The organism is Streptomyces sp. NPDC012508 (assembly GCF_042902595.1).
GTDB lineage: Bacteria > Actinomycetota > Actinomycetes > Streptomycetales > Streptomycetaceae > Streptomyces.
Genome location: NZ_JBIBEO010000001.1, coordinates 614,976 through 639,335 on the forward strand (window position 1 = coordinate 614,976; position 24,360 = coordinate 639,335).

General features: G+C 72.6%; 21 protein-coding genes and 2 pseudogenes. 11 read left to right on the forward strand and 12 right to left on the reverse strand.

Annotated features, from left to right (window positions below; genetic code table 11):
• Positions 1-12: 12 nt before the first annotated feature.
• Positions 13-777, reverse strand: coding sequence for a (2Fe-2S)-binding protein (locus tag ACFY8U_RS02530; protein WP_389564605.1), 765 nt, complete (start codon positions 775-777; stop codon positions 13-15).
• 149 nt (positions 778-926) lie between these two features.
• Here ACFY8U_RS02530 and ACFY8U_RS02535 point away from each other — a divergent pair, with 149 nt between their 5' ends.
• Together ACFY8U_RS02535 and ACFY8U_RS02540 are read left to right on the forward strand one after the other, a co-directional pair.
• Positions 927-1,643, forward strand: coding sequence for a carbonic anhydrase (locus ACFY8U_RS02535; protein WP_389564608.1), 717 nt, complete (start codon positions 927-929; stop codon positions 1,641-1,643).
• Positions 1,644-1,760: 117 nt separating this feature from the next.
• Entirely contained in the window at positions 1,761-2,789 is a 1,029-nt protein-coding gene (locus ACFY8U_RS02540; protein ID WP_361595759.1) for a DMT family transporter, read from the forward strand.
• Here the strand turns inward: ACFY8U_RS02540 and ACFY8U_RS02545 are convergent.
• The 4 genes from ACFY8U_RS02545 to panD all read right to left on the reverse strand — a co-directional run bounded on the left by ACFY8U_RS02545 (position 2,670) and on the right by panD (position 5,748).
• Positions 2,670-3,959, reverse strand: a complete 1,290-nt coding sequence (locus tag ACFY8U_RS02545; protein WP_389564611.1) for a transglycosylase family protein — start codon at positions 3,957-3,959, stop codon at positions 2,670-2,672. The genes ACFY8U_RS02540 and ACFY8U_RS02545 overlap by 120 nt on opposite strands.
• Positions 3,960-4,299: 340 nt before the next feature.
• Positions 4,300-4,941 carry an aspartate/glutamate racemase family protein gene (locus ACFY8U_RS02550; RefSeq protein WP_389566110.1) on the reverse strand — a complete coding sequence of 214 codons (642 nt, stop codon included), beginning with the start codon at positions 4,939-4,941 and terminating at the stop codon, positions 4,300-4,302.
• Positions 4,938-5,282, reverse strand: a complete 345-nt coding sequence (locus ACFY8U_RS02555) for a GNAT family N-acetyltransferase (RefSeq protein WP_389564613.1) — start codon at positions 5,280-5,282, stop codon at positions 4,938-4,940. The genes ACFY8U_RS02550 and ACFY8U_RS02555 overlap by 4 nt, the downstream gene beginning before the upstream one ends.
• Positions 5,283-5,322: 40 nt before the next feature.
• Positions 5,323-5,748, reverse strand: a complete 426-nt coding sequence (gene panD / locus ACFY8U_RS02560; RefSeq protein ID WP_389564616.1) for an aspartate 1-decarboxylase — start codon at positions 5,746-5,748, stop codon at positions 5,323-5,325.
• 445 nt (positions 5,749-6,193) lie between these two features.
• Here panD and ACFY8U_RS02565 point away from each other — a divergent pair, with 445 nt between their 5' ends.
• Entirely contained in the window at positions 6,194-6,421 is a 228-nt protein-coding gene (locus ACFY8U_RS02565; protein WP_389564619.1) for a hypothetical protein, read from the forward strand.
• A gap of 112 nt (positions 6,422-6,533) precedes the next feature.
• Here ACFY8U_RS02565 and ACFY8U_RS02570 read toward each other — a convergent pair whose 3' ends face one another.
• On the reverse strand, positions 6,534-7,652 hold the full coding sequence (locus tag ACFY8U_RS02570) for an NADAR family protein (RefSeq protein ID WP_389564622.1): 1,119 nt from the start codon (positions 7,650-7,652) through the stop codon (positions 6,534-6,536).
• A 282-nt stretch (positions 7,653-7,934) separates the two neighbouring features.
• Here ACFY8U_RS02570 and ACFY8U_RS02575 point away from each other — a divergent pair, with 282 nt between their 5' ends.
• The 3 genes from ACFY8U_RS02575 (at position 7,935) to ACFY8U_RS02585 (ending at position 9,602) form a co-directional block, all read left to right on the forward strand.
• Positions 7,935-8,192 (forward strand): helix-turn-helix transcriptional regulator, encoded by a 258-nt coding sequence (locus ACFY8U_RS02575; RefSeq protein ID WP_389566113.1) that lies wholly within the window; start codon positions 7,935-7,937, stop codon positions 8,190-8,192.
• A 466-nt stretch (positions 8,193-8,658) separates the two neighbouring features.
• Positions 8,659-9,255 (forward strand): hypothetical protein, encoded by a 597-nt coding sequence (locus ACFY8U_RS02580; protein ID WP_389564625.1) that lies wholly within the window; start codon positions 8,659-8,661, stop codon positions 9,253-9,255.
• Between the two features lie 176 nt (positions 9,256-9,431).
• A complete protein-coding gene (locus ACFY8U_RS02585) occupies positions 9,432-9,602 on the forward strand; it encodes a hypothetical protein (RefSeq protein WP_389564627.1) in 171 nt (56 codons plus the stop codon).
• 33 nt (positions 9,603-9,635) lie between these two features.
• Here the strand turns inward: ACFY8U_RS02585 and ACFY8U_RS02590 are convergent, their stop codons facing one another.
• A complete protein-coding gene (locus ACFY8U_RS02590) occupies positions 9,636-10,190 on the reverse strand; it encodes a hypothetical protein (RefSeq protein ID WP_389564630.1) in 555 nt (184 codons plus the stop codon).
• Between the two features lie 307 nt (positions 10,191-10,497).
• Here ACFY8U_RS02590 and ACFY8U_RS02595 point away from each other — a divergent pair, with 307 nt between their 5' ends.
• The gene (locus ACFY8U_RS02595; protein WP_389566115.1) at positions 10,498-11,595 is read left to right on the forward strand and encodes a MerR family transcriptional regulator; all 1,098 of its coding nucleotides are present in this window, start codon (positions 10,498-10,500) and stop codon (positions 11,593-11,595) included.
• A gap of 66 nt (positions 11,596-11,661) precedes the next feature.
• Here ACFY8U_RS02595 and ACFY8U_RS02600 read toward each other — a convergent pair whose 3' ends face one another.
• The 4 genes and pseudogenes from ACFY8U_RS02600 to ACFY8U_RS02615 all read right to left on the reverse strand — a co-directional run bounded on the left by ACFY8U_RS02600 (position 11,662) and on the right by ACFY8U_RS02615 (position 16,074).
• A complete protein-coding gene (locus ACFY8U_RS02600; RefSeq protein ID WP_389564633.1) occupies positions 11,662-14,118 on the reverse strand; it encodes a bifunctional serine/threonine-protein kinase/ABC transporter substrate-binding protein in 2,457 nt (818 codons plus the stop codon).
• Between the two features lie 305 nt (positions 14,119-14,423).
• Positions 14,424-14,696, reverse strand: a complete 273-nt coding sequence (locus ACFY8U_RS02605; protein ID WP_389564636.1) for a DUF3253 domain-containing protein — start codon at positions 14,694-14,696, stop codon at positions 14,424-14,426.
• Between the two features lie 164 nt (positions 14,697-14,860).
• Positions 14,861-15,199: pseudogene (locus tag ACFY8U_RS02610) on the reverse strand (deaminase); the annotation flags it as partial.
• Between the two features lie 147 nt (positions 15,200-15,346).
• Positions 15,347-16,074: pseudogene (locus ACFY8U_RS02615) on the reverse strand (alpha/beta hydrolase).
• A 518-nt stretch (positions 16,075-16,592) separates the two neighbouring features.
• Here ACFY8U_RS02615 and lanKC point away from each other — a divergent pair.
• From lanKC to ACFY8U_RS02635, 4 genes are all read left to right on the forward strand, one after another.
• Positions 16,593-19,400, forward strand: coding sequence for a class III lanthionine synthetase LanKC (lanKC, locus tag ACFY8U_RS02620; RefSeq protein WP_389564639.1), 2,808 nt, complete (start codon positions 16,593-16,595; stop codon positions 19,398-19,400).
• Entirely contained in the window at positions 19,397-19,525 is a 129-nt protein-coding gene (locus ACFY8U_RS02625) for a SapB/AmfS family lanthipeptide (protein ID WP_260227011.1), read from the forward strand. Before lanKC ends, ACFY8U_RS02625 begins: the two co-directional genes overlap by 4 nt.
• A gap of 217 nt (positions 19,526-19,742) precedes the next feature.
• Positions 19,743-21,719, forward strand: coding sequence for an ATP-binding cassette domain-containing protein (locus ACFY8U_RS02630; protein ID WP_389564643.1), 1,977 nt, complete (start codon positions 19,743-19,745; stop codon positions 21,717-21,719).
• Between the two features lie 164 nt (positions 21,720-21,883).
• Positions 21,884-23,605, forward strand: a complete 1,722-nt coding sequence (locus ACFY8U_RS02635; protein WP_389564646.1) for an ATP-binding cassette domain-containing protein — start codon at positions 21,884-21,886, stop codon at positions 23,603-23,605.
• 38 nt (positions 23,606-23,643) lie between these two features.
• On the opposite strand, the gene ACFY8U_RS02640 is transcribed toward ACFY8U_RS02635, so the two are convergent.
• Positions 23,644-24,258: a LuxR C-terminal-related transcriptional regulator gene (locus tag ACFY8U_RS02640; protein WP_389564649.1), complete on the reverse strand. Its 615-nt coding sequence runs from the start codon at positions 24,256-24,258 to the stop codon at positions 23,644-23,646.
• Positions 24,259-24,360 lie beyond the last annotated feature (102 nt).

Sequence of the window (24,360 nt, forward strand, 5' to 3'; positions counted from 1 at the left end):
AAAAGATGAACTTTACGGAGCGGGGGGCCGTGTCTCCAAACCCGTGGACCGTCCTCGCGCGGGAGGGTGGTCGAACACACAGTCGCCGCAGAGTCCGCCGCTCGGGCAGCGGTAGTACAGGCAGCAGCTGGTACGACGGAGAGCCGGGCCCCGGACCGTCCGGGCCAGGTCGGGGTGGGCGAGGAGCCCGGAGACGAGCTCGCCGGCGCGGGCGGCGACCTCGGGCCGGTCCTGGGCTCGGGCCCAGCGGGTGAGCTCCCGCAGCGCTCCGGCGAGGGCGGAACCGGCGTTCCCCCAGAGCAGCCGGGGCGAGATCCGTCCGTCTCGGCGGAAGGCCGCGTGCAGGGGGACGAGGTGGGCGAGCTGGACGGCGTCGCGGAGGTCGGCCACGGTGGCGGGGCGGGTGGCCGTGCCCGCCCACCACAGGTCGTCGGGCGAGGTCAGGGCGCCGTCCCAGGACAGCTGGGCCGGGTCGAGGTCCGGGAATCGGCCGAAGAGCGCGGCCGGGCCGAGGGCGGTCGACCAGAGCCGGGCCGCGAGCCCCAGGTGGGCGATCGAGGCCGCGACCCGCCGCTCGGGGGCGCCGAGGCGGGCCCCCACACGGTCGACGCGGGCGGAGAGGGGGCCGTCCTCCCCCGCGTAAAGGCGCGCGAGCGGCAGATGGGCGCCGCCCGTCTCCGGCGCGGTCGTCCGCAGGGCGAAGAACCCGCCCACGGACGATCCCGCAGCCTCCGGCCGGGGGTACCCCCACCTCGCTCCGCTCGCGACAAGATCCACCGCCACCGCCTCCTGGCATCGGTGCCCGGAAAGGGCGACGTAAAGTTCGGGTCGTCCGAGGTCATGACTCGGTCATCCAAGGTCATCATCGGGTCATGACCGGACCAAGTCGCGTCCGGTGACCACGGATCACCGTAACGCTCGGGCCCATGACCACTCGACCTGCCTTCTTCACCGCCTCAACTCCCGGGCGGCGCACCGTGCTTGCCCTCGGCGCCGCAGCGGCCCTGACGGCGGGCGTGCCGTCCGCGCGCGCAGCGGCCCCCGCCGGACGGGGCGGTACGCCCGACGGGCCGCCGACCGCCGAGCGGGCCCTCGCCGAACTCCGGGCCGGCAACGCCCGGTTCGCCGCCCTGCGGCAGATCCATCCGCACGAGGACGCGGCCCGGCGCGCGTCCGTGGCCGTCTCGCAGCATCCCTTCGCGCTGATACTCGGCTGCGTCGACTCGCGTGTGCCGCCCGAGCTCGTCTTCGACCAGGGGCTCGGCGATCTGCTGGCGATACGGTCCGCCGGGCAGGCGCTGGACGAGGCGGTGCTCGGCTCGATCCAGTTCGGCGTCGAGGAACTGGGCGTGCCCCTGGTCGTGGTGCTCGGGCACGAGCGGTGCGGGGCGGCGACGGCCGCCGTGGAGTACGTACGGACCGGGAAGCCGGTCGAGGGACACCTCGCCCGGATCGTGGAGGAGATCGCCCCCGCGGCCCGGGCGGCGCGGGGGCTGCCGGGCGACTGGGTGGAGAACACCGTACGGGCCAATGTGGCCCGGATCCGGCGCCGACTGGCTCGGGATGAGGCGTTCACCAAGGCGCGGATCGTGGGCGCCCGCTTCGACCTGGATACCGGAAAGGTCGCTTTCCACCCCTCCTGACCTGCGCGGGTGTACATCCCAGGGCGTACGTAACAGTCCCGTACTGCGACGGCAGTACGTCCGAAGGCGTTCCCAGGTACGACGACGTGAACGCCGGGAAGAGAGATCGTTGTATGTATGAGCCCCCTCGTGCTGTCCGTGCTCCTGTCACTGGTCTCGGCGGTCGCCTACGCGGCCGCGGCGATCGTGCAGGAGCGGGTCGCGGCCTCCGCCGCCGGCCTCATGTACGCGCCGCTGCGCAGCCCGGCCTGGTGGGGGTCCGTGCTGCTCAACGGTCTCGGCGCGGTGCTGCACGTGGCCGCGCTCGCCTACGGTCCGCTCAGTCTGGTCCAGCCGCTGGGCGCCCTCACGATCGTCTTCGCGCTGCCCATGGCGGCGCTCTTCGTCGGCCGGCGGGCGGGGCGCACGGCCTGGCGCGGTGCGCTCATGGCCACGGTGGGCCTCGCCGGGCTGCTCAGCCTGACGGGCGGCGCCGACACCCAGTCCCTGGCGGACGCGGAGCGATGGCTGCTCGCCGCCGGGACTTTCGGCGTGGTGGGTGTGCTCTTCACGGCCGCGCACCTGCTGGGCCGCCCGGTGCTGCGCAGCATCGTCCTGGCCGCGGCGGCGGGCGTCTCGTTCGGAATCGCCTCGGTCTTCACCAAGACGGTGGCGGTGGAGTGGGCGCCGGGCGCGCCGTTCGCCCAGTGGCCGAGCGTGCTGGTCCTCTCCGCGCTCGCCGTGACGGGGCTGCTGCTCTCCCAGGCCTCCTACCGGGGCGCGGGGCTCGCGGCCCCGCTGGCGACGGTCACGGTCGTCAACCCGGTGGTGGCGGCGACGGTCGGCCTCACCCTGTTCGGTGAGAGCTTCCGCTACGGCGCCGCCGGCACGGTCGCCGCGCTGATCTGCGGCGCCGTGGCGGCGCTCGGGATCGTCCAGCTCACCGTGGAGCGGCTCACGACGTCGTCCGACTCCCTGTCGGTGTCAGATCGCCCGGGCTCCTCCGACCGGACGGCCGCGGACCGCCGGGGGGCGGATCGGCGCGCCTCAGATCGAGACGCCGCGGGCGCGCAGGTAGCCGAGGGGATCGATGTCGGAGCCGTACCCGGGACCCGTCCGAACCTCGAAGTGGAGATGCGGTCCCGAGCTGTTGCCGGTCGATCCTGAACGGGCGATGCGCTGCCCGCCGTTGACCCGCTGCCCCTCGCGCACGGAGAGCGCGGAGAGGTGCGCGTACTGGCTGTAGCGGCCGTCGTCGTGCCGGATGACGATCTCGTAGCCGTACGCCCCGCCCCAGCCTGCGGAGACGATCCGGCCGGGGGCCACGGCCTTGACCGAGGTTCCGGTCGGGACCGGGAAGTCGACGCCAGTGTGATAGCCGCTCGACCAGGACGAACCGGAGACGCGGTAGCGGGTGCCGATGGAGGCGGAGACGGGCGCCGAGAAGGTGTCGGCGCCGGCGGCGGGCCTGCTGACGGGCTTCGTCCTGGCCGCGGGTTTGGTGGCGGGCTTGGACGCGGGCTTCGTGGCCGGTTTCGAGACGGGCTTGGTCGTGGAGGCGGGCGCCTTGGTGGCAGGAGCCTTCGTGGCCGGGGGCTTGGCGGCCGGGGGTTTGGCGGCCGGAGGCTTCACGGTGGGCGGCTTCGCGGCCGGGGATTTGGCGGCCGGGGGCTTCGCCGCCGGTCCGGGCCTGGCGGGCGCGGTGATCCGGAGGGTCAGCTTCTGGCCCGGGTGGATCAGGTCGGGGTCGTCGCCGACGACGGTGCGGTTCGCCTCGTACAGCCGCTGCCAGCCGCCCTTCACCCGCTCCTCGCGGGCGATGCGGGAGAGCGAGTCGCCAGGGGTGACCGTGTACATCTCGCGGACCGTCGGCACGGTCGTCGGCGTCGCGGGGGCTGCCGGGGCCTTCGCGGGCGCGGACCGCTGCCTGGGGAGGGAGGCGGGCGTCACGCCCGGCTTCTCCTTGCCGAGTCCGGCGCGCGTGGAGCAGGTCGGCCAGGCTTCCGGCCCCTGCCCCTTGAGGACCTTCTCCGCGATGGCGATCTGCTGGTCCTTGGAGGCGAGGTCGGCGCGCGGCGCGTAGTGCGTGCCGCCGTACCGCTCCCAGGTGGACTGGCTGAACTGGAGGCCGCCGAAATAGCCGTTGCCGGTGTTGATGCGCCAGTTGGAGGAGGACTCGCAGGCGGCGACCTTCTCCCAGACGTCGAGGGAGGCCGCGTGGGCCGTCCCGGCACCGACCAGCGGGAGCGCCATGCCGACGCCGCTCGCCGTGACGGTGAGCGACGCGGCGTTGATCCGGCTCGGCTGCTGTCGGCGGTGTCGACCGCGTAAGGCCATGGCCCCCCCTTGAACCCCTCGGCTGAACCCATCAGCAGTCGCCCACGGTAGGGGAAGGTCACAGGCCGTGACAAGGGTTCAGAGCCCGGCGGGCCCAGGTTCCGGCTGGGGTTCGGGACTCGGTACGGGGGTGGGGCGCGGGGGCTCCGGGACCGGGTTCGGCGGCGGTACGGGAGGCGGCTCGGGCACCGGGGCCGGCGGGGACGGCACGGGGCCCGGCGGCGGGATCGGCGAGGGCGGCGCCGGGACGGGTGGCTGGGTCATGTCGGACCTCTCGGACGGCGGGGCGGTTACGGCCCCAGGCTCTCCCGGAGCGCCTGCCCGCGCCCGCCGGGGCCATTCATCCGTGTCGGCGCACCGCCGTGGCCGCGGCGGCGAGACCGAGGCGCGGGCTGGAGAGGACGGTCAGCGGGGTCGTGGTCCGCTCGGCGGCGTCGGCCATGGAGGCCTGGGCGAGGACGATCACCGGATCGCCGGTCGGGTCGACGCCGTCCACGGCGGCCGCCACGGCGTTTAGATAGCCGTCGCGGTCACCCGCGAGGAACCGCTCCCAGGCGCCGTCGACGACCAGGGCCGTGACGAGGGCAGACCGTTCCCCCGACTCCTCACGGAGCAGGCCGAGCGTGGGCACCAGGGTGGATGCCACGGTCGCGACGACGACGATCCTCTCGGCGCGGACCGCCTCGGCCGCCATCGGCCGGTCCACCCGCAGCACGGGCACGCCCAGTTCGGCGGCGCTCCGCTCGGCGACGCCCCCGATGGTCGAGCATGTGCAGAGCACGGCGTCGGCGCCGTCGGCGACGGCCTCGGCGAGGACGTCACGAACAGCGCCGGCCACGGCCTCCGGCCCCTCGGCCCCGGCCCGTACGAGCAGCTCCTCGGCGACGAGGTGCCGCAGGCCGAGGCCGGGGTGATGGCGGTCGCGCAGCCCGTCGAAGACGGGGACGTGCGCCTCGGAGGTGTGCAGGAGGGCGAGGTTCACCACAGCTCGGGGGTGGCCTTGAGCTGCTCCTTGGCCGCGCGCACGACGTCCTCCGGCGGTACGGGGGCCTCGTCCGGGTGCTTCTCTGCCCACGCGGCGGCGTACGGACAGAGCGGCACGACGGGGACGCCTTCACGGGCGGCGATGGCGTAGAACTCCCGTACGAGGGAGCCGGCGATGCCCTTGCCCTCGTTGCCCTCCTCGACGACGGTGTGCACGGCCACGAGGGCGTGCGGTTCGGCGTCCAGGACGAAGTAGACGACGCCTCCGACGTAACGGCCGTCCTCGAACGCCTCCAGGCGCCCCTTCTCCCGGTCGTCGCGGATCTCCCGTGCGGCCATGCGGATCGTCTCCCTCGGTACAGGCGGTGGGTACGGGCGGTCAGGCGTGCGCGGCCACGGCGTGCGGGCTGCGCCGGGTGTCGCTCCCGGGCACGGGCGCCGAGGCGTCGGCCCCGAGCTCGACGATCCGGTTGTCCGCGTCCACATGCACCACGCGCGGCACGAGCGCCCGCGCCTCGGCGTCCTCGACCTGGGCGTAACTGATGAGAATCACCAGGTCGCCAGGGTGCACGAGATGCGCGGCGGCCCCATTGATCCCGATCACCCCGGAGCCCCGCTCGCCCTCGATGACGTACGTCTCGAGCCGGGCACCGTTGTCGATGTCGACGATGTGCACGAGCTCCCCGGGCAGCAGATCGGCCGCCTCCATGAGCTCGGCGTCGACGGTGACGGAACCGACGTAATGCAGATCGGCCTGGGTCACGGTGGCACGGTGGATCTTGGACTTGAACATTGTACGTATCATCGAGGCACTCCTGGACATAGGCTCCCTGCCTGCGTTTTTGCAGGTCAAAGGCTGTTTCCACACCCTACAACGAGTCGCAAGTCCGGACAGCTGTCCCCAGGCTTTTCAGGACTCATGCTGACCACTTGCTGACTTTACTGACGCATCGTCAGGTGCTCACCAGGAGCTTCGCATCCTCTCCTGCCCCACCGCGACGACCCCACAAGCCTACGCAGCACTCCCCCAAGATCCCTCGTGACCACCGTCACTCCGACGCTGCGGCAACGATCCCGCTCGCCACGTGCACGTAGGCCTCGTCACCGCAGAAACCCTCGAAGCGACGCGGACTCCTACCAGTGAATCCCGGCTCGGCAAAGCCGACGATCCTCGTGACCATGGCCGTGGTCCGCCCGGTGCTGTTGGTAATGGCATGGGCGGCCACGAAGAACTCTTGAATTCGGCCACCTTGAACAAACTTGTCCGTGAGGCCTTCGCCCCGCGCGGCGACGAGCCCAGCGCCGGACGCCCGGGCGGGCTGCGGTCCGCGATCGCCCGTACGATCCAGACCGCACAGGCGCTCTGGAAGCGCGACCGGCTGACCGCCGATCAGTACGTCTGCCTCACGGAGATGTTCACGGCCCACGGCGCCCTTCTGCCGCCCAATGGTTCGGGATCCGGCGTCGGCTCGTTCTGATGGGGCGGAAAGCCAACCGCCGCAACCGATGCCCGGCGCGGGGGCAGACCGCCCACGTTCGACCGGCAGCCGTACGCTCATCGCCATGCTCCCTTCCCGGCGCACGGCCCGGTCACAGCCCCGGGATCCCGTTCTGCCTCATGCGCAGTTCGGAGCGGACAAGTTCGAGGAGTCGGCCGGTCCAGTTGCGGCCGCGGCCGGCATTGTCACCCCAGAAGGCCGAATCCACATCGTCGTAGACCACGGTGGCGTCGTCCGTCGCCAGCAGGATCTCGGCCAGCTCGGGATGCTGGTCGTACTTGGCGCGGAGCAGGCGGGTCATGACGGCGGCGCGGACGTGCTCCCAGTTCTCACGGCGAGCTGTCGCAGCCGCGAGCTTGTGTGCTGCGGCAGCGGTGTCCGCTGCCGCGATCGCGCTGCGGGTCTCCGGCCGAGTGACCGACAGGGCCCAGTAGGCGTGGGCGACGGAGGGGTAGACGACCTCCCCGACGGTGATGGGGGCGGGGTAGTCGTTGCGCAGTCCGAGGTGACCGGGATCGGCCACCGGCTCGTTCGACAACGAGTGGCTGAGCCGGACCGCCGGGGCGTGCGGGGCCGCCGGTCCGTCTGCTGGGACGTACGTGCCCCGCTCCGTACTCCAGCGGGTGCGCTCCTCGAAGTACGCGAGGGCCCTGTCGTAGCTCTCCTGTGAGACCGGCGGGTCACTCGGCAGGTAGGTCCGGCCTCCGGGCCCTGCCACAAGAACCCGCAGCGGCCAGTCCTTGGTGTCCATGTCGCCCAGCACGTAGCGGCGCCGTGACGCCGGGACGGCCAGGAACGCGGCGTGTGCCGCGGCCCGGTTCTCCTCTGTCCGATCTGCGAGGAAGGCGTCGACGGCGGCCAGGCACCGGCCGATCGAGTCGGGACGCTGGTTCAGCCGGTCGATGGTGTCGCGGACTTCGGCGACCAGCATTTCAGGGGTGAGCAGGCTTCGCGGCTCGCTGAACGTCCAGCGCGCCAGACCGTGCGCGGATGCCTGGGCGCCGTCCGGGAGGGTGGTGGCCACCCAGCCGGTCCGGACCTTCTCCTCGAACTCCTCGAGGGTTACCAGGCCCCAGCAGTCGATGAGTCCGTCGGCATAGATGCGGAGGTCGGTGAGGAAGTACCTGCCGTTGCGGATGAAGACGTGCCGCCAGGTTCCGGGTATGCGGACGCCGTCCACGGTGCGATAGGTGAGTCGTCTGCCGATCATCCCGTGATTGTGCCGCAGGGGCCGCCGAGTGGGCCTGGCTCTCCCGGGGAGAGATCACCTGACGCTCCGCGCCGGCCGGGAAGGGCCCCCTGGCCCGACTGCCCGGTTTGCCTGACGCGCCCGTGAAGTCGCCGAAGGCGACCTCCGAGAGGTCGAGGACGACGCCGGCCCGGCCGCCGTCACAAGCGGTCGGTCCGTGCAGGAGGGAGGGCCGCACAGGTCCGTGACGGTGCCCCGGCCGATGAGGAACGTCACGGCCAACGCCGCCGGGCGCGCGAAAGGCTGGCGCTCTCCCGGGACCCCGGCGTGCGTCTGCGGGACGTCGCGGCGTCCTGCGGCGTGACCGATCGCACCGTGCAGGCGATCGTCGCCGACCTGGAAGCGGCCGGGTACATCACGCGGACCCGCGACGGACGGCGCAACCGCTACACCCTGGTCCCCGGTGCCGCGTTCCGGCATCCCGCCGAAGCGGGGCAGGAGATCGCCGGCCTCCTCGAACTCCTCGCCGAGCCGCACTCGTCCGCGGGGAACATCCCGTAGGACGCTGCACGCGGGGGCCGCGTACCAAGGTGCACGATGCCGGCGTGGGCTGCGTCCGCCTCCGGGGTGCTCCCCCTGGTCGAGCCGCTGACGTCGCGGCCTCGCGTCATTCGTCGTCCTCGCACTCCCGGACACAACCTCCGTGCAGCCAACAACAGCAGGCGTTGCTGCGTGTCTCGTCGCGATCGGCGAACTCCGTGACGATGCGGCCGTCTTCGATGCGCGACCCCAACTCGTGATCTCTCGACCTCTCATCCGATGCCACTCGACCTTGAAGGGGGCCCCGGCGAGCAGGGTTGGCCGGTCCCGCGGCAGCACGCGACGCCAGGCTCCCGCGTGATGACCGAGCGCCGCGGCACTGGGCGACGCATCCCATGCCGTGGTCGGCTGTCGCCACCCAGCCTCTTTGTCAGACACCGCTGTTACGTTGACGTGAGAATCTCGCCTCGGCCTCTGGAGAGCATGCATGTACGACGAACAGCTCGCGGAGTTCTCCCGTGAGCGGCTGGACGGCCGTCCGATACCGGACGATCTGCGCGTTCTGCTGGTGGCGCAGTGGGAAGGCCGCACCGACTTCACCCGCCTTCTCGACCTCGACTTCTTCGAGGCGGGAGAGGTCCACCCGCTCCTGGACACCAGCTATCTGAGCGAGAAGGAGCTCGCGGACCCGGAGATGCAGGCCGTCAACGCCGCAGCCGCAGAGATGGCCACGTACGTCAAGCTCGTGGCGAAGGGCGGAAAGGGGTGGCTCGGCTACTGGCTGCACCCCGACGAACCCGCGGACCGCCCCTGGCATCTCACAGAGCTCGACACCGAGTTCACCTTCTGGAGCCTGGTCGGCCTCACCCTGACCGAGGGAGCCGCTGCCGGGCGGGCAAGCTACCGGGACGAGCCCGACGAGCGCATCGCGTTCACCCAACTGGCCGCCGAGCTCGCCGAGATCGGCCTACCGCTGAGCACCCGGGACTACGACGCCCTCGATGACACCGAGTACAGGGTGGACCCGGAGGAACTCATGGAGGAGCTGATCGAAGCCGAACGCGAGAAGCGTGGCCTTCGCTGAGCGGGAGACGCCCGCGCGCCACGCGGGAGGTGGCTGCCTCCAGCACCTCCCAGACCTTGATCGTGTGGATGCGCCCCTCCACGGTGTTGCGCACCTTGTACAACGCGGCATGGTGAGAGACCCGGGCGTCCGCCCCGAGCACAGGGGCCAGTACGGTTGCCGCCAAGGGGGTCACCATGAACGAGCAGAGCTGGGACGACGACACCGACTACCAGTCGGCACTGAGACGCATGCGGATCACGATGGCATTCGCGTTGATCGGGACCCTGCTGGTGCTCGGCATCGTAGCTGTCGGTGTGCTCGCCACATGGCTGTTCCTGGCCGTCGCGGAACATTTCAGCCAGTAGACGTACGCCTCACGTGCTGTCCGACCCTCGCGTTCAGGCAGCCGGCGGACGGGTGGTGCCGGGCAGGCAGGTGACGGCCGGATTGAAGGTGGAGAACTCTCCCCCGGGGTTCTTCTTCCACAACCACAGATGCAAGGCGTAGTGAACGGGCTGACCAGGAAAGTTGCCGCGCTTGGGGCCCTTGAACGGCACCCCGAACATGCTCGGCCGATCGCCGTCCGTCGTCAGGTCCTGGTCCCTGTCGTGGACCAGCCATTCGACACCGACGAGACGCCTGCCTCCCGTGCCGTCGTCCTCGTAGAAGAGCGCGGCGGGCTTCGCCGGGTCGGTCGAGTTGTCGTAGGCGTGGTTGAAGTGCGGGCACCCCAGCGCGCCCGTCCTCCCCACCGAGTCGGAGACGCAGTACCGGTCGGGCTTGTACCCGGCCTGCACGCCTTTGCCGTGCTGCAGGTAGGGAGCCGTGGCCCGATAGGTCAGGGCCTTGTCGGCCGCCGCCCTCGCGTTCTCCGGACCCGCGGCAGCGGAGGCCGACGCCACGGCAAGCGCGACACCGGTGGTCAAGGCGACCAGGGCGAACGTGCGTGCCATGAACGGACTCCTCAGGTGCTTGGGGCGCGGACGCACCGGAAGTCCTTCCCCGGCCCCGCTCTCCCGTCCCGCATCGGGACCGGACGGGTGACCCGTCCGGTCCCGATGTGGGACGGGCACATCGAGCACCGCGCGGTGGAGCTCGGCCCGCACCCGAACCTTCGACCACTCGCTGAACCGCCGATGGTCACCGTGACGCGACGTGCGGCCTTGGTCTCCGCTTCCGCTCCTGCTGCCGGGAAGCGCGGCTCTTGACCCTCACGTGACGTCAGGCTGCATAGTCGGTGCCGTGGAGGATCACTGGACCGTGGGACGCGTGGCCGAACTGGCCGGGGTGAGCGTCCGCACGCTGCATCACTACGACGAGATCGGGCTCGTGCGTCCGTCGGCGCGGACCGCGGCCGGGTACCGGGCCTATTCGGCGGACGACGTGGAGCGGCTGCGGGAGGTACTGGCCTACCGGCGGTTGGGCTTCGGGCTCCGGGAGGTTGCGGAACTGGTCGGCGACCCGTCCACCGACGCGGTGGCGCACCTGCGCCGGCTTCGCGGCCTGCTGCTGGAGCGTCGCGATCGCGCTGACGCCATGGTCACGGCCATCGACAAAGAGCTTGCGGCACGGGCGAAGGGACTGACGGTGACACCGGAGGAACAACTGGAGATGCTCGGTGCACGGCTGTACGAGGCGATCGGCGGCGCCTACACCGCAACTCGCCGCACCGAGCCACGGATCGCCGCACAGCTCTGGGACGCGCTCGGGGACGCTCAGACGGTGCTGAACGTCGGGGCGGGCACCGGCTCCTACGAACCTGCCGACCGCGACGTGACTGCGGTGGAGCCCTCGGCGGTCATGCGGGCGCAGCGGCCTGCCGGATCGGCGCGTTGCGTGGCCGCCGTCGCGGAGAGCCTGCCGTTCGAGGACCATTCCTTCGACGTCGCGATGGCCGTCTCCACCGTGCACCACTGGGGGAACCCGATGGCGGGGCTGCGAGAGATGCGGCGCGTGGCCCGCCGCGTGGTGGTGCTCACCTTCGACACCGACGAGCCCGGGTGGCAGGACAGGTTCTGGCTCACCCGCGACTACCTGCCGGAGTTCGCCGGCGTCCTCGCGGACTTTCCCTCGCTTGCCGGGATGGCCGACGTGATCGGCGCACGCGCCGAGCCGGTGCCCATCCCGTGGGACTGCGCCGACGGCCTGTTCGAGGCGTACTGGCGCCGACCGGGCGCGTATCTGGAGGACCACGTGCGCCGTGCGATGTCCGTGTGGACGCGGGTCGGGCCGCAGGCCGAGCAGCGGGCGGTACGCAGCCTCGGCGACGACCTCGTCTCCGGCCGGTGGGCCGAGCGCAACAGCGACCTCGCTCACCTCGACGCGGCAGATCTCGGCCTCCGCCTGCTCGTCGTCTGAAGGGACGCCTGTCGCGGTCCTCGACCCTGCCTGGACCGGCTCCGGGCCCTGTCCCTCGGACGGGTGTCAGGGGGCGGCGGGGCCGCTCGTCACCACCTTCCAGCTGCCGGCGTTCACCGTGTACACCGTCAGCCGGCGGTTGACCGTGTCGCCGTACTCGTCGAAGGCGACACGGCCGGTGACACCGTCGAAGGCCGACCCGGCGACGGCCTCCGCCAGCTTCGCCCGGGCGTTGTCGGGGAGGGTGCCGCCGTTGGCCGTCACGACGGCCTTCACCGCCTCGATGAGGGTCCACGTCGCGTCGTAGGCGTAGGGCCCGTACCAGCCGGCCTCCTGCGGGTAGCCCGCCTTCTCGTACCGGGCGAGGAAGTCCCGCCCTGGCTCCGACTCCTCCGCGGGCAGGCCGATGTTGGTCGCGAGATCGCCCTCGGCCTCCGGGTTCGCCGTGAGGTACTGCTGGTCGAAGATGCCGTCGCCGCCCATCAGGGGGACGCTCACCCCCGCCTGCTTGAGCTGCTGGGAGAGCGGCGCCGCGGCGTCGTAGTAGCCGCCGAAGTAGACGGCGTCGGCGCCTGAGGACCGCACTCTGACGGCGAGGCCCGCGAAGGCGCGCTCCGCGGGATCGATCTGTTCGGTGCCGACGACGTTCCCTCCGAGCTTGGTGAACTCGGCCGTGAGGCCGGCGGTGACAGCGGTGCCGTGGGGGCTCGCGTCGTCGATCACGTAGAGCTTGGTCATTTTCGCCCCGTGCAGGTGACGGGCGGCGAACGGCCCCTGGGCGACGTCCGTGGCGATGGTACGGAAGTAGGTGGCGTGAGGACGGGAGCTGGTGCCCGCGGCCCAGTCGGGGCCCAACGTCAGAACGGGGTCGGTGTTGCCCGGTGACACGTTGACCACGCCCGCCCGCGCGAGCGGCGGCACCAGGGTCCGGGCGACACCGGAGTTGAGAGGGCCGACGACCCCCAGCACCTTGTCGTCGGCCACGAACTGGGCGGCGTTGGGTGCGCCCTTGGCGGGGTCGGCCTCGTCGTCGAGGGCCTTGATCTCGAACGTGACGCCGGGGACGTGCCGGGACTCGTTGGCGGTCCTGACCGCCAGGTCGGCGGAGTTCCTGACACCGGCGCCCATCGAGGACAGTCCGCCGCTCAGTGGTGCGTCCACGCCGATCACCACCGTGACGGACGTGGCCCCCGCACCGCTGCCGGCTGCCCCGTCGCGGGGTGCGTCGTCGTCACGGGTGAGGGTCCAGGTCAGGACGGAGCCGGTGGTGAGCACGGCCAGCGCCGTGCCCAGGATCGCGGAGCGCCGGGTGAGGCCGGGGCGTCGCCGGGCGGACGCCCGCTCGACGTGCTCCGACGTGGCCGTCGCACCGAGCGTGACCGTGTCGCCGGCCGGGGAGGCGGGCGGCGCGGACGGCCGGTCCGGTACGGGGTGGTGCGGGGGGCTGGCGGAGCCGGAGTCCTGGACCGTGGGGGTGGGTGGGGACGGCGTCGGTGGCTGCTGCGGCCTCGTCGGAGCGGAAGCGTGCTCCGCCGCCGCATCGGGTGCCGGCGCGGGCACCCGCGGATCGGGCGTCGGGGTGGGCACCCGCGGAGCGGGCGTCGGAGTGGGCGCCGGTTCGCGTCCGGGGTCGTGGTCGTGCGTCGGCCCGTCTTCCTGCGTCGGTCCGTGTACGACGGAGGCGTCGGTCCGGGGTGGGGAGGAGCGCAGCACCGACGCGAGCATCTCGGCCGCATCCGCGGCGCTCACGCGCTGCGCCGGGTCCTTGGTGAGAAGCGCGTCGAGCACGGGGGTCAGCGGGCCGGCGTGGACCGGTGGCCGGTGCGGGCGGGTGAACACGGCCACGGCGAGGGCGTGGAGCCCGTCAGCGTCGAACGGCGGGTGCCCCTCGACGGCGTGGTAGAGGGTGGCGCCGAGCGCCCACAGGTCATTGGCGGGCGTCGGGCGCTTGCCCTCCAGCTGCTCCGGCGGCATGTACTGCGGCGTGCCGATGACGGTCCCGCTGTGACTCAGCTTGGTCGTGGCGTCCGCGAGGTGGGCGATGCCGAAGTCGGTCAGGACGACGCGGTCCTTGGTCAGCAGGACGTTGTCCGGCTTGATGTCGCGGTGGACGATCCTCGCTCCGTGAGCCTCGGCCAGCGCGTCGAGCATGGCGGCGCCGATCTCGGCCACCCGTCGTACGGGGAGTCGGCCCCGTTCCTTGATGGCGGCGGCCAGGGACTGCCCCCGGATCAACTCCATGACGATGACGGGGGCGCCGTGATGCTCCACCACGTCATGCACGGTGATGACGCCGGGATGGCTGAGAGTGACCGCTGCGCGGGCCTCGCTGGTGAACCGCCTGAGCAGCGCGGCTCGGTCGCCGTCGTCCAGGCCCGGCGGGAAGAGGATCTCCTTGACGGCGACCTCGCGCCCGAAGAGCTGCTGGTCCAGGCCACGCCAGACCCGGCCCATGCCGCCTTGGCCGATGCGTTCGACCAGTTGGTACCGGCCGGCGATGAGTTCGGGATTCTGCTCGGTCACGCGCACACTCTAGGTCCTGCTGAGCCGATCAGGTGGCGGAAAAGACGGCATGATCACGCCCACGGTGAGGCGGGAGCGGAGGGTCAGGCAGCGCCGGGTCGGCCGCGGATCTCCGGGGGACGGGGACAGGACCTTGCGCGACGCGGTTCACGGGACGCGGGTCAAAGGGCGCGCTCCGGGACGTGCGACGACGATCCGTTCGTCGTGATTGCCCCCAGGACGCCGTGTGCGGTCGCGGTGGTGGTGGCCCGTGGAGGGCGGTGGCCGGGTCGGGCCAGAGCTCGGCGTCCTACCGGGGGCCCACGTCATCCGGCGCGGCGGATACGGATGGGGCCTCGGGCGTCCGCCGGGTCGACGGGGCGACCGCCCTGGGTGATCTCCACCTCGCCGGACGTGACCAGTCGCCGTGCCGCGCGGCGAGCGGGCTCCATGAGCGCGCGCCAGCCGTCGTCGTCCCCCGTGTACACGGCTCGCGCGGCGTCGGAGGGGCAGATCGACGCGGACGGACCACGCCTCTCCAGCAGCTCCAGGATGGCGCGCTCCAAGCGCTGCTCCGCCTGTCGTCCGGCTTCTGTCACTCCTCCAGTGTCGCACTGGTGACGACACGGGCCAGGGCGTCGCCCTCGCGCGCGATCGGCCCCCGGCCCGCACCGGAAGGACACGCGTGAGATCGATCGGGAGGGCCGGCCGCAGGGAGCAGAACTGAGCCGGCACAGGCCGGCCGCACCGCCCTGAGAACCGGTCACTTTCGCCAGAACAGGTGGTGTGTCACCCCGCTCGGGCTGGGGACCACGTCCAGATGGAACCGGTCGAGCAGCTCGTCGGATGACTCCCAGAGTCGTAGTCCGGCCCCGAGCTTCATCGGCGAGACCGCCACGTGCAGGGTGTCGACGAGGTCGGCGTCGAGGAACCAGGGCCCGCGCTGGGGCCCGAATTTGTTGCGACCCATGATCTCTGCGCCGATGTTGTGCGAGAAGTCCCGGGTGAAGTAGTCGTCCAGGCCCCGGCTCCCGCCGGGGTCGGTGCGCATGGGCCAGCTCGCCGGGGCACCGGCCCAGGAGAACAGCCGCTGGGGGTCCACTCAGAAACTCGGCTTTCGAGGAGTTCGTGACGTCGGGCAGCGCGGGCCCCTGCCGAGTGGGCAGGGGCCCGCGGTGCAGAGCGCCGGGGAAGGTCGGGACCGGCGGCATCGCTCACCTTTTGTTGCCTGCCGGACGGCCCCGCCGCCTCACTTCAGGTGCCGGTCGTAAAACCGCCCCCCGTCCTCCACCTCGAACCACGGGGTCCCGACGTGCCCGCCCACATTGGCGTGCAGCGTCTTCTCCTTGCTGCCGAAGGCGCGAACAGGTCCAGCGCTCGCCGCCGAGGATTCCCCTCGTCGTCCCACTGCAGCAGGAGCAGCAGCGGAAGGGTGACCTGACAGGCCTCTTCGCGCTGGGCTCGGGGCACGTAACCCCCGGCGAAGAAGCCGGCGGCCGCGAGGCGCGGCTCGACCGCCGCGAGGCGGATGCCGACTGCGGTCCACCCCGAGTACCCGACCGGGCCGCCGATCTCGGGCAGCTCAAGGAGGGCGTCGAGGGTGGTTCGCCAGTCCGGGACCGCCTTCTCGACCAGCGAGCCCACCAGGGACTCGAGGATCTCGTCGACGGGCTCGCCGGCCTGCATCGCGCGGCCGAGGTCGGCGCGCGCCTGCTCGTCGGCAGCGGAACGAGGTCGGTCACCGCACCCGGCGGCGTCGATGGTGGCCACCCCGTAGCCGTACGCCGCGTAGTGCCGTGCCCGGGCCACCAGCCGGGGTTCCCTCTTGGGCAGGCCGTTGTTGTGGGCCATCAGGATCAGGGGGGCCGGTGTGGCGGACTCAGGCGTCCACAGGGTGCCGGGGATCTCGCCGAGGGTGAATTCGCGCTCGAGGACGCCGTCGTCGAGACGCTGCTCGGAAGTGAAGCGAAGGGCCATGGTCGTGCCTTTCGGGAGTGCTGTTGCACGGCGCTCCCGGACGACCTACCGCCCGACCGTGACCCCGGAGGAGAGCACCCATGTCGTTGCTGCGTTCACGGGTACCACCTCCTCGTTCTCTCGCACGGCCTCCGGAAACGTAGCAGCGGTCGTTGCGGGTCGCCAAGCGGGTTTCCGCGCGGTCTCCGTCGCGAGCGGTACCCGTGGTCGAACTCGCGGTCCCCCGTCCCCCAGACCGCCTCCATCGACCGCACCGCCCGGACCCGCGCCTGCTCGGCCAGGCGGATCAGCCAGGCGGACCTTCTCAGCCTCGGCCTCCCGACGTCCGGCACGCACCAGGCCCCCGACCGAGCCTGCCGCCCCCAGGCCGACACCACCGGTTGATGCGTCCTCAGGAGGCCCCCGGGGAGCTGCGGTTACCTGTGCGTACTGCACATCCGAGACGTGACAGCGGCGACTGTCGGGGCCCTCGGGGGGCGTGACAACGTCGTGTCCGTCACCGACCGAGGGAGTGCGTTGTGAACAAGGGGTACGCGGTCTTCTGCGACGCAGACCGGCACTTCTACGACGCGCCGCACCGTCTCGTCTTCGCCGACGGAGCGGGCGACTCCCTCTACCGGGCCGCCGCTCTTCCCGTCCCCGGGGGGTGGACCAGCCATCGGACGGGTGACTGGCTCGCCCTGCGTCCGCTGGGCCGCAACCTCCCGTCGCAGGGCTGGAAGATCCACGTCTCGGCCTGCCTCGACAACGCGGAGCGGGTCCTCGACACGGTCCGGGAACACTGCCTGCGGCACGAGGTGGCGTTCAAGTTCGTGCCGAGCCGGTACCTGCTGCACCAGCGCAACGCCAAGTACGCGGACCGCGCCGCCAGCGGCAAGTTCATCACGGTGTACCCGGCCGACGACGAGCAGTGCGAGCGTCTGGCGACCGACCTGGCGCACCTGCTCGACGGCGAGCCCGGCCCGTACGTCCTCAGCGATCTGCGCTGGGGAAAGGGCCCCGTGCACCTGCGGTACGGCAGCTTCACCCGCCGCCACTGCTACGACGCACACGGGGAGCTGAGGCCGGCCATCGAGGACGGCACCGGCACCCTCGTGCCCGACGCGCGCGGGCCCGTCTTCCGCGTGCCCGACTGGGTCACTCCGCCGTCGTTCCTGCGCCCGCACCTCGAGGCGAGAGCCGCGGTGACGGTGCAGGAGATGCCGTACGAGATCGACAAGGCACTGCACTTCTCCAACGGCGGGGGCGTGTACGAGGCGCGGCACCGCGTGACGGGCCGTCGGGTCGTCCTGAAGGAGGCACGTCCGTTCGCCGGGCTGGCCGCCGACGGGGCCGACGCCGTCACCCGGCTGCACCGCGAACGCAGCGCGCTGGAACGGCTGTCCGGGCTCGACTGCACACCGGAGGTCCTCGACAGCTTCACCCTCGGCGACCACCACTTCCTGGCCCTCGAATTCGTGGAGGGCAGGCCGCTCAACACCTTCTTCGCCCGCAGGCATCCCCTGATGGAGGCCGAACCGTCGGCGGAGCGGCTCGCCGAGTACACGGACTGGGCCCTGCGGATCCACGGTCTCGTCGAGCAGGCCGTGGCCGCGGTGCACGCACGGGGGATCGTCTTCAACGACCTGCACCTGTTCAACATCATGGTGTCCGAGGACGAGAGCTCCGTGGTGCTTCTGGACTTCGAGGCGGCCCAGCCGGCCGCACAGGGCGGCCGGCAGACCGTCGCCAACCCGGCGTTCGTCGCACCCGCCGACCGGCGTGGCTTCGATGTGGACCGCTACGCACTCGCCTGTCTGAGGATCGCCCTGTTCGTCCCGCTCACGAGTCTGCTCGCCGTGGACCGGGCCAAGGCCGCCCATCTGGCGGAGGTCGCGGCGGCGCAATTCCCCCTGCCTCCCGGCTTCTTGGACGCCGCGGTACGGGAGATCGTGCGCCAGCCCGCCGGCACCTCGGCCCGCACGGGCGCACCGACCCGCACCGGAAACGAGGTCCGCACCGACACCTCGGCCGGTACCGGCGCACCGACCCCTGTCGGCGCCTCGCCACCCGACCTTGCCCGGCCTCACGACAGCGCCCCACTCCCCCGGGGCGTCACCGCACTCGGCGGCGCCGTCGGCAGCAGCTCCGCTTTCCTGCCCGTGGAGCCGGCGCAGTGGCCCCACAGCCGCGACTCGATGGTCCACGCGATCCTGGCGTCGGCGACGCCCGACCGGGAGGACCGTTTCTTCCCCGGCGACATCGCCCAGTTCGCCACTGCCGGGGGCGGCATGTCCGTCGCCTACGGCACCGCGGGGGTCCTCCATGCCCTGCACGAGAGCGGGGCCGCACGATGTCCGGCCGCGGAGGAGAAGCTCTTACGGTACGCCAAGCAGCCCGAGTCCGGCACGCCGCTCGGCTTCTACGACGGGCTCACCGGCATCGCCTGGACCCTCCAACGCCTCGGGCACACGGCGTCCGCCCTCGAGCTGGCCGAACTCGTCCTCGCCCAGGACCACGTCGCCCTCGCGCCGGACCTCCACGGCGGAACCGCCGGAATCGGCCTCGCCCTCGACTCCCTGGCCACCTCCACCGGCGAGACCGGCCTGCACGCGGCGGCGCTGAGGTGCGCCGAACTGGCGGCCCGCCCGCCCGCCGCGTCCGCCGGGTCCGTGGATGCGGCGCCGGGCCGGGTGCGGACCGGACTGCTGCACGGCGCCGCCGGCCGAGCCCTGCTGTTCGTACGGCTCTACGAACGCACCCGGGACACCGCGCTCCTCGACCTCGCCGCCGAAGCGCTCCACGACGACCTCACCCGCTGTGTGCGCGGAGTCTCCGGCACCCTGCAGGTCGACGAGGGCTGGCGCACGATGCCGTACCTCGGCGCAGGCAGCGTGGGCATCGGCATGGTGATCGACGACTACCTCCTCCACCGCCACGACGAGACCCTCGACCGGGCCCGGCGCGACATCGTGCAGGCGGCGCAGGCCACCTTCTACGCCCAGCCGGGCCTCTTCCGCGGCGTCGCCGGGATGGTCCTGCACCTCGCCCGCACGAACGCCGGCGGACCCGGCACGGCGCCCGAGGACGTACGCCGCCAGATCGGCTGCCTGACCTGGCACGCGATGTCCTACCGAGGCCATCTCGCCTTCCCCGGCGAACAGATGATGCGGCTCTCCATGGACGTCGCCACCGGCACGGCGGGCGTCCTGCTGGCCCTCTCGGCAGCCCTGGGCGACGGCCCGGCACACCTGCCCTTCCTCCCGCCGCTTCGGCGGCCCCACGAACCGGCCCCGCTCCGGGGTCGCACAGCACCACCGTCCCCACACGAAAGGAAACGATCATGAACCTGTTCGACCTGCAGTCGCTGGAGACCCCCAAGGACGAGGCCGTCGGCGACGTCGAGACCGGCAGCCGCGCGAGCCTGCTGCTCTGCGGGGACAGCAGCCTCAGCGTGACGACCTGTAACTGACCCGATCCGGCTCCACGCACGGCCGCCGAGGCGGGCGACGCGAAGTCACGGTGCCCCGGAAGCGAAGCTCCCGGGGCACCGGCCGTGGGCCCTGGGCGCGGGCCTTCGGAGCCGCCGAGGCCGGCCGCCCGGCGACCACCCGCCATGCTCGCCGCACTCACCGCTCTCGCCGTACCCGCCGTACCCCTGCCGTACCCGCCAGGAGAAAGGGCATCGGATGGCCTCGCCGACCGGGTCCGACCGGCTGCTGCGCGGCGCCGTACGGCACACCGCGGGCAGCGCGGCGGTGCTGCTCGTCTGCTCGGTCGCCGGTGCGGCCTGCGCGCTCGCCGTCCCCGCCGTCGCCGGCCGCGCGCTCGACCTGCTCCTGCACCAACGACCCGGCGCGGGTACGTGGCTGGCATGGGCCGCCGTACTGCTCGCCGCGGAAGTCCTGCTCGAGACCGCCGCGGTCCTGCTGACCCAGCTCACCACCGCCCGCGCCACCGCCTGGGTCCGCCTCCGCGCACTGAACGGTCTGCTCGGCACCGCCCCTCACCGGGCCGCGCCCCTCTCGGGCGGCGACGTCGCCGCCCGACTGTGCGTCAACGCCACGGACAGCGGCGCCGCACCGGCGGCCCTCACGACATCGGTGTCCTCCGTCCTCGTCCCGGCCGGCGCCCTCGTCGCGCTGGCCCTGATCGACCCCTGGACCGCCGCCGTCTTCGCGGCCGGCCTGCCGCTGCTCCTGCTGTTGCTGCGTACGTTCGCGCACCAGTCGTCCGACTCGGTCGGCCGCTACCAGCAGGCGCAGGGCACCATCGCCGCGCGCCTGACCGAGGCGCTGAGCGGTGCGCGGACCATCGCCGCCGCGCACACGGCACGCCGCGAGGAGGAACGCATCCTCGCCCCGCTGGAGGACATGGCGCGGCACGGAACGCGCATGTGGCTCGTCCACGGCCGCGCCGTGGCCCGCAGCGGCGTCCTGCTCCCGTTGCTCACCACGGCGGTCGTGGCGGTGGCGGGGGCCAGACTGGCCGCGGGGGACCTCAGCATCGGCGACCTGCTCGCCGCCTCGCGGTACGCCGCCCTCGCCGCCGGCATCGGAGGCATCGCGGCCCCGCTCGGCACGCTGGTCCGGGCCCGCAGCGCGGGCCGCCGCACGGCCGCTCTGGCCGACCTCCCGCCGATGGCCCACGGTTCCGCCGCCCTGCCGGCCGACAGGCCCGGCGAACTGGAACTGAGGGGGGTGGGAGTGGTACGCCACGGCGTCCCACTGCTCACGGACGTGACGCTCACGATCGACGGCGGGGCGACGGTCGCCGTCGTGGGCCGTTCCGGCGCCGGCAAGTCCACGCTGGCCGCCGTCGCGGGCCGGCTGACCGACCCCGACGAAGGGCGCGTCCTCCTGGACGGGGTCGACCTGGCCGAGCTGGGCCGCGCGGAACTGCGCGGGTCGACGGCCTACGCCTTCGCGCGTCCCGTATTCGACAGCGGTGCCGCCGCCACGGTCCGCTCCGCGATCGCCACGGGGCTCGGGCCCGCACAGGGCCGGGCTACGGCTACGGCTACGGCTACGGCTACGGCTACGGCTACGGCCGAAGCCGTGGCGGAGGAAGTCGGACACGCCGCCAGGGCCGCGAGCGCCGACACCTTCATCCGCCTGCTGCCACTGGGGTACGACACACCCCTCGACGACGCGCCGCTCTCCGGCGGCGAGAGTCAACGACTCGGCCTGGCACGGGCGTTCATCGGTGCCGGGCGGCTGATGATCCTGGACGACGCGACGTCGAGCCTCGACACGGCGACCGAACGGCAGGTGGAGCTCGCCCTCGCCACGTCGCTGCGGCCGTGCACCAAGCTCATCGTGGCTCACCGGGTCTCCACGGCGGCCCGTGCGGACCGGGTGGTCTGGCTCGAGGCCGGACGGGTGCGGAGATGCGCACCGCACCACCTGCTGTGGGAGGACCCGGACTACCGCGCCGTGTTCCTGACCGAGGCGTCTGCGGTGCCCACGGGGACGGTCGCCTCGGTGGGGGGCGGGGCCGAGGCGGGGACTGCCGGCACGGGGGCGGGGGCGCCTGCCGCCCCGGGCACGCCGTCCACTCCTGACCCCGTGGTCGCGACGGACACCCGCCCTGCCGGGCGAGCCGCCCGACAGGACACGCGTCCCGCCGGGCAGTCCGCCCGCGACGGCCTCGGGAGCGGCGAGTGAACCCGGGAGCGGACGCGGGACGGACGACGGATCCGAAGCCGCCGCCGGCTACGGGACGACCCCGACCGGCAGCGGGAGAGCTCGGGTCGGCCACGGGAGGTCCCCGGCCGGCAGCAGCCACCGTCGAACCCGCCCCGGCCGTCGAGGGGACGTCCCGGCGGGTCATGGCTTCGGCACGCGGGTTCCTCGGCCGCCGCAAGCGCGTCCTGGCCAAACTGGCGGCATGGTCCGCGGCCGAATCCGCGCAGACGTTCCTCGGCGGGTTCTGCGTGGCCCGGTCGTTGGACGACGGATTCCTGCGGGGTGCCACCGCCACCGGCCTTCTCTGGCTCGTGGGAGCCGCCGTGGCCATCCTGCTCGGCGCGCCGGTCGTCCGGGGCGTCTTCGCCCAACTCCCGCATCTCACGGAACCGTTGCGCGACCACCTGGTTCGGCGGTCGGTCGCGCGCGCACTACGCGCTGCCACCGCCCGGGGTGGAGCCGTGGACACGACCGCGGTGTCACGCCTGACGAGCCAGACGGAGATCGCCCGGGACAGCTTCGCCGGGCTGGTCCTCGCCGCCCGCTCCTTCGTCTTCGTCGCCGCCGGAGCCCTCGTCGGCCTCGTGTCCCTCGCGCCGCAGTTCCTCCTCGTCGTCCTTCCGCCGCTCGTCCTGGGCCTCATCCTGTTCACCGCCACCCTGCGGCCCATGGCGCGAGCCCAGCACCGCTACCTCGACGCGGACGAGGCCGTGGGACGGCGCGCGGAGATCACCCGTGCCGCCCTGCGCGACATCGTCGCCTGCGGCACCCAGGAGCCGACCGCCGCCCGGAACCGCCGTGCGACCGAGGAGGCCGCCGCCGCCCAGCGCGCCATGGCCCGCTGGGCGGCGGTCCGTACGCTGTGCGTGGCGACGGCGGGCCAGTTGCCCGTGTTCCTGCTCCTGGCGGCAACCCCGTGGCTCCTTCGCCAGGGCCTCACGGCGGGCGCCCTCGTGGGTGCGCTCACCTACGTCCTCCAGGCGCTGCTGCCGGCCCTGCACACGCTCATGACCGTCCTGGGGGCCGCGGGGGCGCGTCTCTTCGTCATCCTCGACCGGCTCACCGGTCCGCTCCCCGGATCACCACCCGCCCTCCCGTCCCCCTCCGCCACGCTCCCCGCGCGCGGACAGGGCCCGGAGGATCGGGCGACGGCGGCCCTGGAGCTGCGCCGCGTGCGAGCCGCGTACGGTCCCGGCGCCCGTGCCGTCCTCGACGCTCTGGACCTGACCGTCGAGGACGGGGGGCACATCGCGGTCGTCGGCCCGAGCGGCATCGGGAAGTCGACCCTCCTGCAGGTCGCGGCAGGCCTGCTGACGCCGGATCGGGGCGACGTGTGCCTCTCCGGCCGCCCCGCCGGTCAGTACCGGCCGGCCGAACTCGCCGCCCTGCGGGTACTGATCCCGCAGGAGGCGTACGTCTTCACGGGCACCCTGCGGGACAACCTCCGCTATCTGCGGCCCGACGCGGGCCCGTCCGACGTCGACGACGCCGTACGGGCCCTCGGGCTGGAACCGCTCGTCGACCGCGTCGGCGGGCTCGACCGACCGCTGCGGCCGGAGGCCCTGTCCCTCGGCGAACGGCAGCTGGTCGCCCTCGCGCGCGCCCACCTGTCCCCGGCCCCGCTGCTGCTGCTCGACGAGGCGACCTGCCACGTGGACCCCGTCGCGGAGGCCACCGCCGAACACGCCCTGCGCGCCCGGCCCGGGACGTTGGTCGTCGTCGCCCACCGGCTGTCGTCGGCGTTGCGCGCGGACCGGATCCTCGTCCTCGACGGCACCCGCGTCCAGTGCGGCACGCACGAGGACCTGCTCGTACGGTCGGCTCTCTACCGCGATCTGGTGGGGCACTGGAACGTCCGGCACTGAACAGGGACCGCGCCCGCGGAGACGTCACGCGGCGGCGGTCAGGTCCACCCGGCCCCCTGGGCGATCCGGATGGCGTCCACCCGGTTGCGTGCGCCGACCTTGCGGATGACGCTCGCCATGTAGTTCCGGACGGTTCCCTTGGAGAGGTACAGCGTCGCGGCGATCTCACCGACGGGCGCTCCCTTGGCCGCCAGCGAGAGGACGCTCAGCTCACGCCGGGTGAGAGGCATCTCGGCGGCCTGGAGGAACCCGAGGGCGAGCCCGTCGTCGATGAAACGTTCACCCTTGGCGACACGGTGCAGGGCATGGAGTAATCGGCTCTTCGAACCGTTCTTGTCGACGAAACCGGTCGCCCCCGCCGCGTGCGCCCGGCGCAGCACACCGGGCCGCTGCGCGGGGACCAGCGCCAGCAGGGCCGAACCGCCCGAGAGTGACGCCGATACCGATGCGACGGCGCTGTCGGGCTCCGCCCCGGAGGGCGGCAGACACTCGGCGTCGGCGACGAACACGTCCGGCGCCGATGCGACGGACTCCGGCTCCTGTGGCCATTGGGACATCGAGGAGACGACCACGACCCCGGCGTCCGACCGCAGCAGATCCACCAGCGCGGCACGCAGGAGCTGCGCCTCGTACACCACCGTCACCCGTACCATTCCCCACCCCTTCGGTCTGCGGCATACCCGCAGGGCATGCCGCGATCAGCCCCTCACCCCTCTGCCCTTGTCTCCCGCGCAAGAACGCGGCACCGGGCGCAC

Bases quoted from the DNA above. Each gene is read 5' to 3' on its own strand.
- ACFY8U_RS02535 (WP_389564608.1), top strand. From the start codon at position 927: ATGACCACTCGACCTGCCTTCTTCACCGCCTCAACTCCCGGGCGGCGC.
- ACFY8U_RS02540 (WP_361595759.1), top strand. From the start codon at position 1,761: ATGAGCCCCCTCGTGCTGTCCGTGCTCCTGTCACTGGTCTCGGCGGTC.
- ACFY8U_RS02545 (WP_389564611.1), bottom strand. From the start codon at position 3,959: ATGGCCTTACGCGGTCGACACCGCCGACAGCAGCCGAGCCGGATCAAC.
- ACFY8U_RS02555 (WP_389564613.1), bottom strand. From the start codon at position 5,282: ATGGCCGCACGGGAGATCCGCGACGACCGGGAGAAGGGGCGCCTGGAG.
- panD (WP_389564616.1), bottom strand. From the start codon at position 5,748: ATGATACGTACAATGTTCAAGTCCAAGATCCACCGTGCCACCGTGACC.
- ACFY8U_RS02570 (WP_389564622.1), bottom strand. From the start codon at position 7,652: ATGATCGGCAGACGACTCACCTATCGCACCGTGGACGGCGTCCGCATA.
- ACFY8U_RS02580 (WP_389564625.1), top strand. From the start codon at position 8,659: ATGTACGACGAACAGCTCGCGGAGTTCTCCCGTGAGCGGCTGGACGGC.
- ACFY8U_RS02585 (WP_389564627.1), top strand. From the start codon at position 9,432: ATGAACGAGCAGAGCTGGGACGACGACACCGACTACCAGTCGGCACTG.
- ACFY8U_RS02590 (WP_389564630.1), bottom strand. From the start codon at position 10,190: ATGGCACGCACGTTCGCCCTGGTCGCCTTGACCACCGGTGTCGCGCTT.
- ACFY8U_RS02625 (WP_260227011.1), top strand. From the start codon at position 19,397: ATGAACCTGTTCGACCTGCAGTCGCTGGAGACCCCCAAGGACGAGGCC.
- ACFY8U_RS02630 (WP_389564643.1), top strand. From the start codon at position 19,743: ATGGCCTCGCCGACCGGGTCCGACCGGCTGCTGCGCGGCGCCGTACGG.
- ACFY8U_RS02635 (WP_389564646.1), top strand. From the start codon at position 21,884: ATGGCTTCGGCACGCGGGTTCCTCGGCCGCCGCAAGCGCGTCCTGGCC.
- ACFY8U_RS02640 (WP_389564649.1), bottom strand. From the start codon at position 24,258: ATGGTACGGGTGACGGTGGTGTACGAGGCGCAGCTCCTGCGTGCCGCG.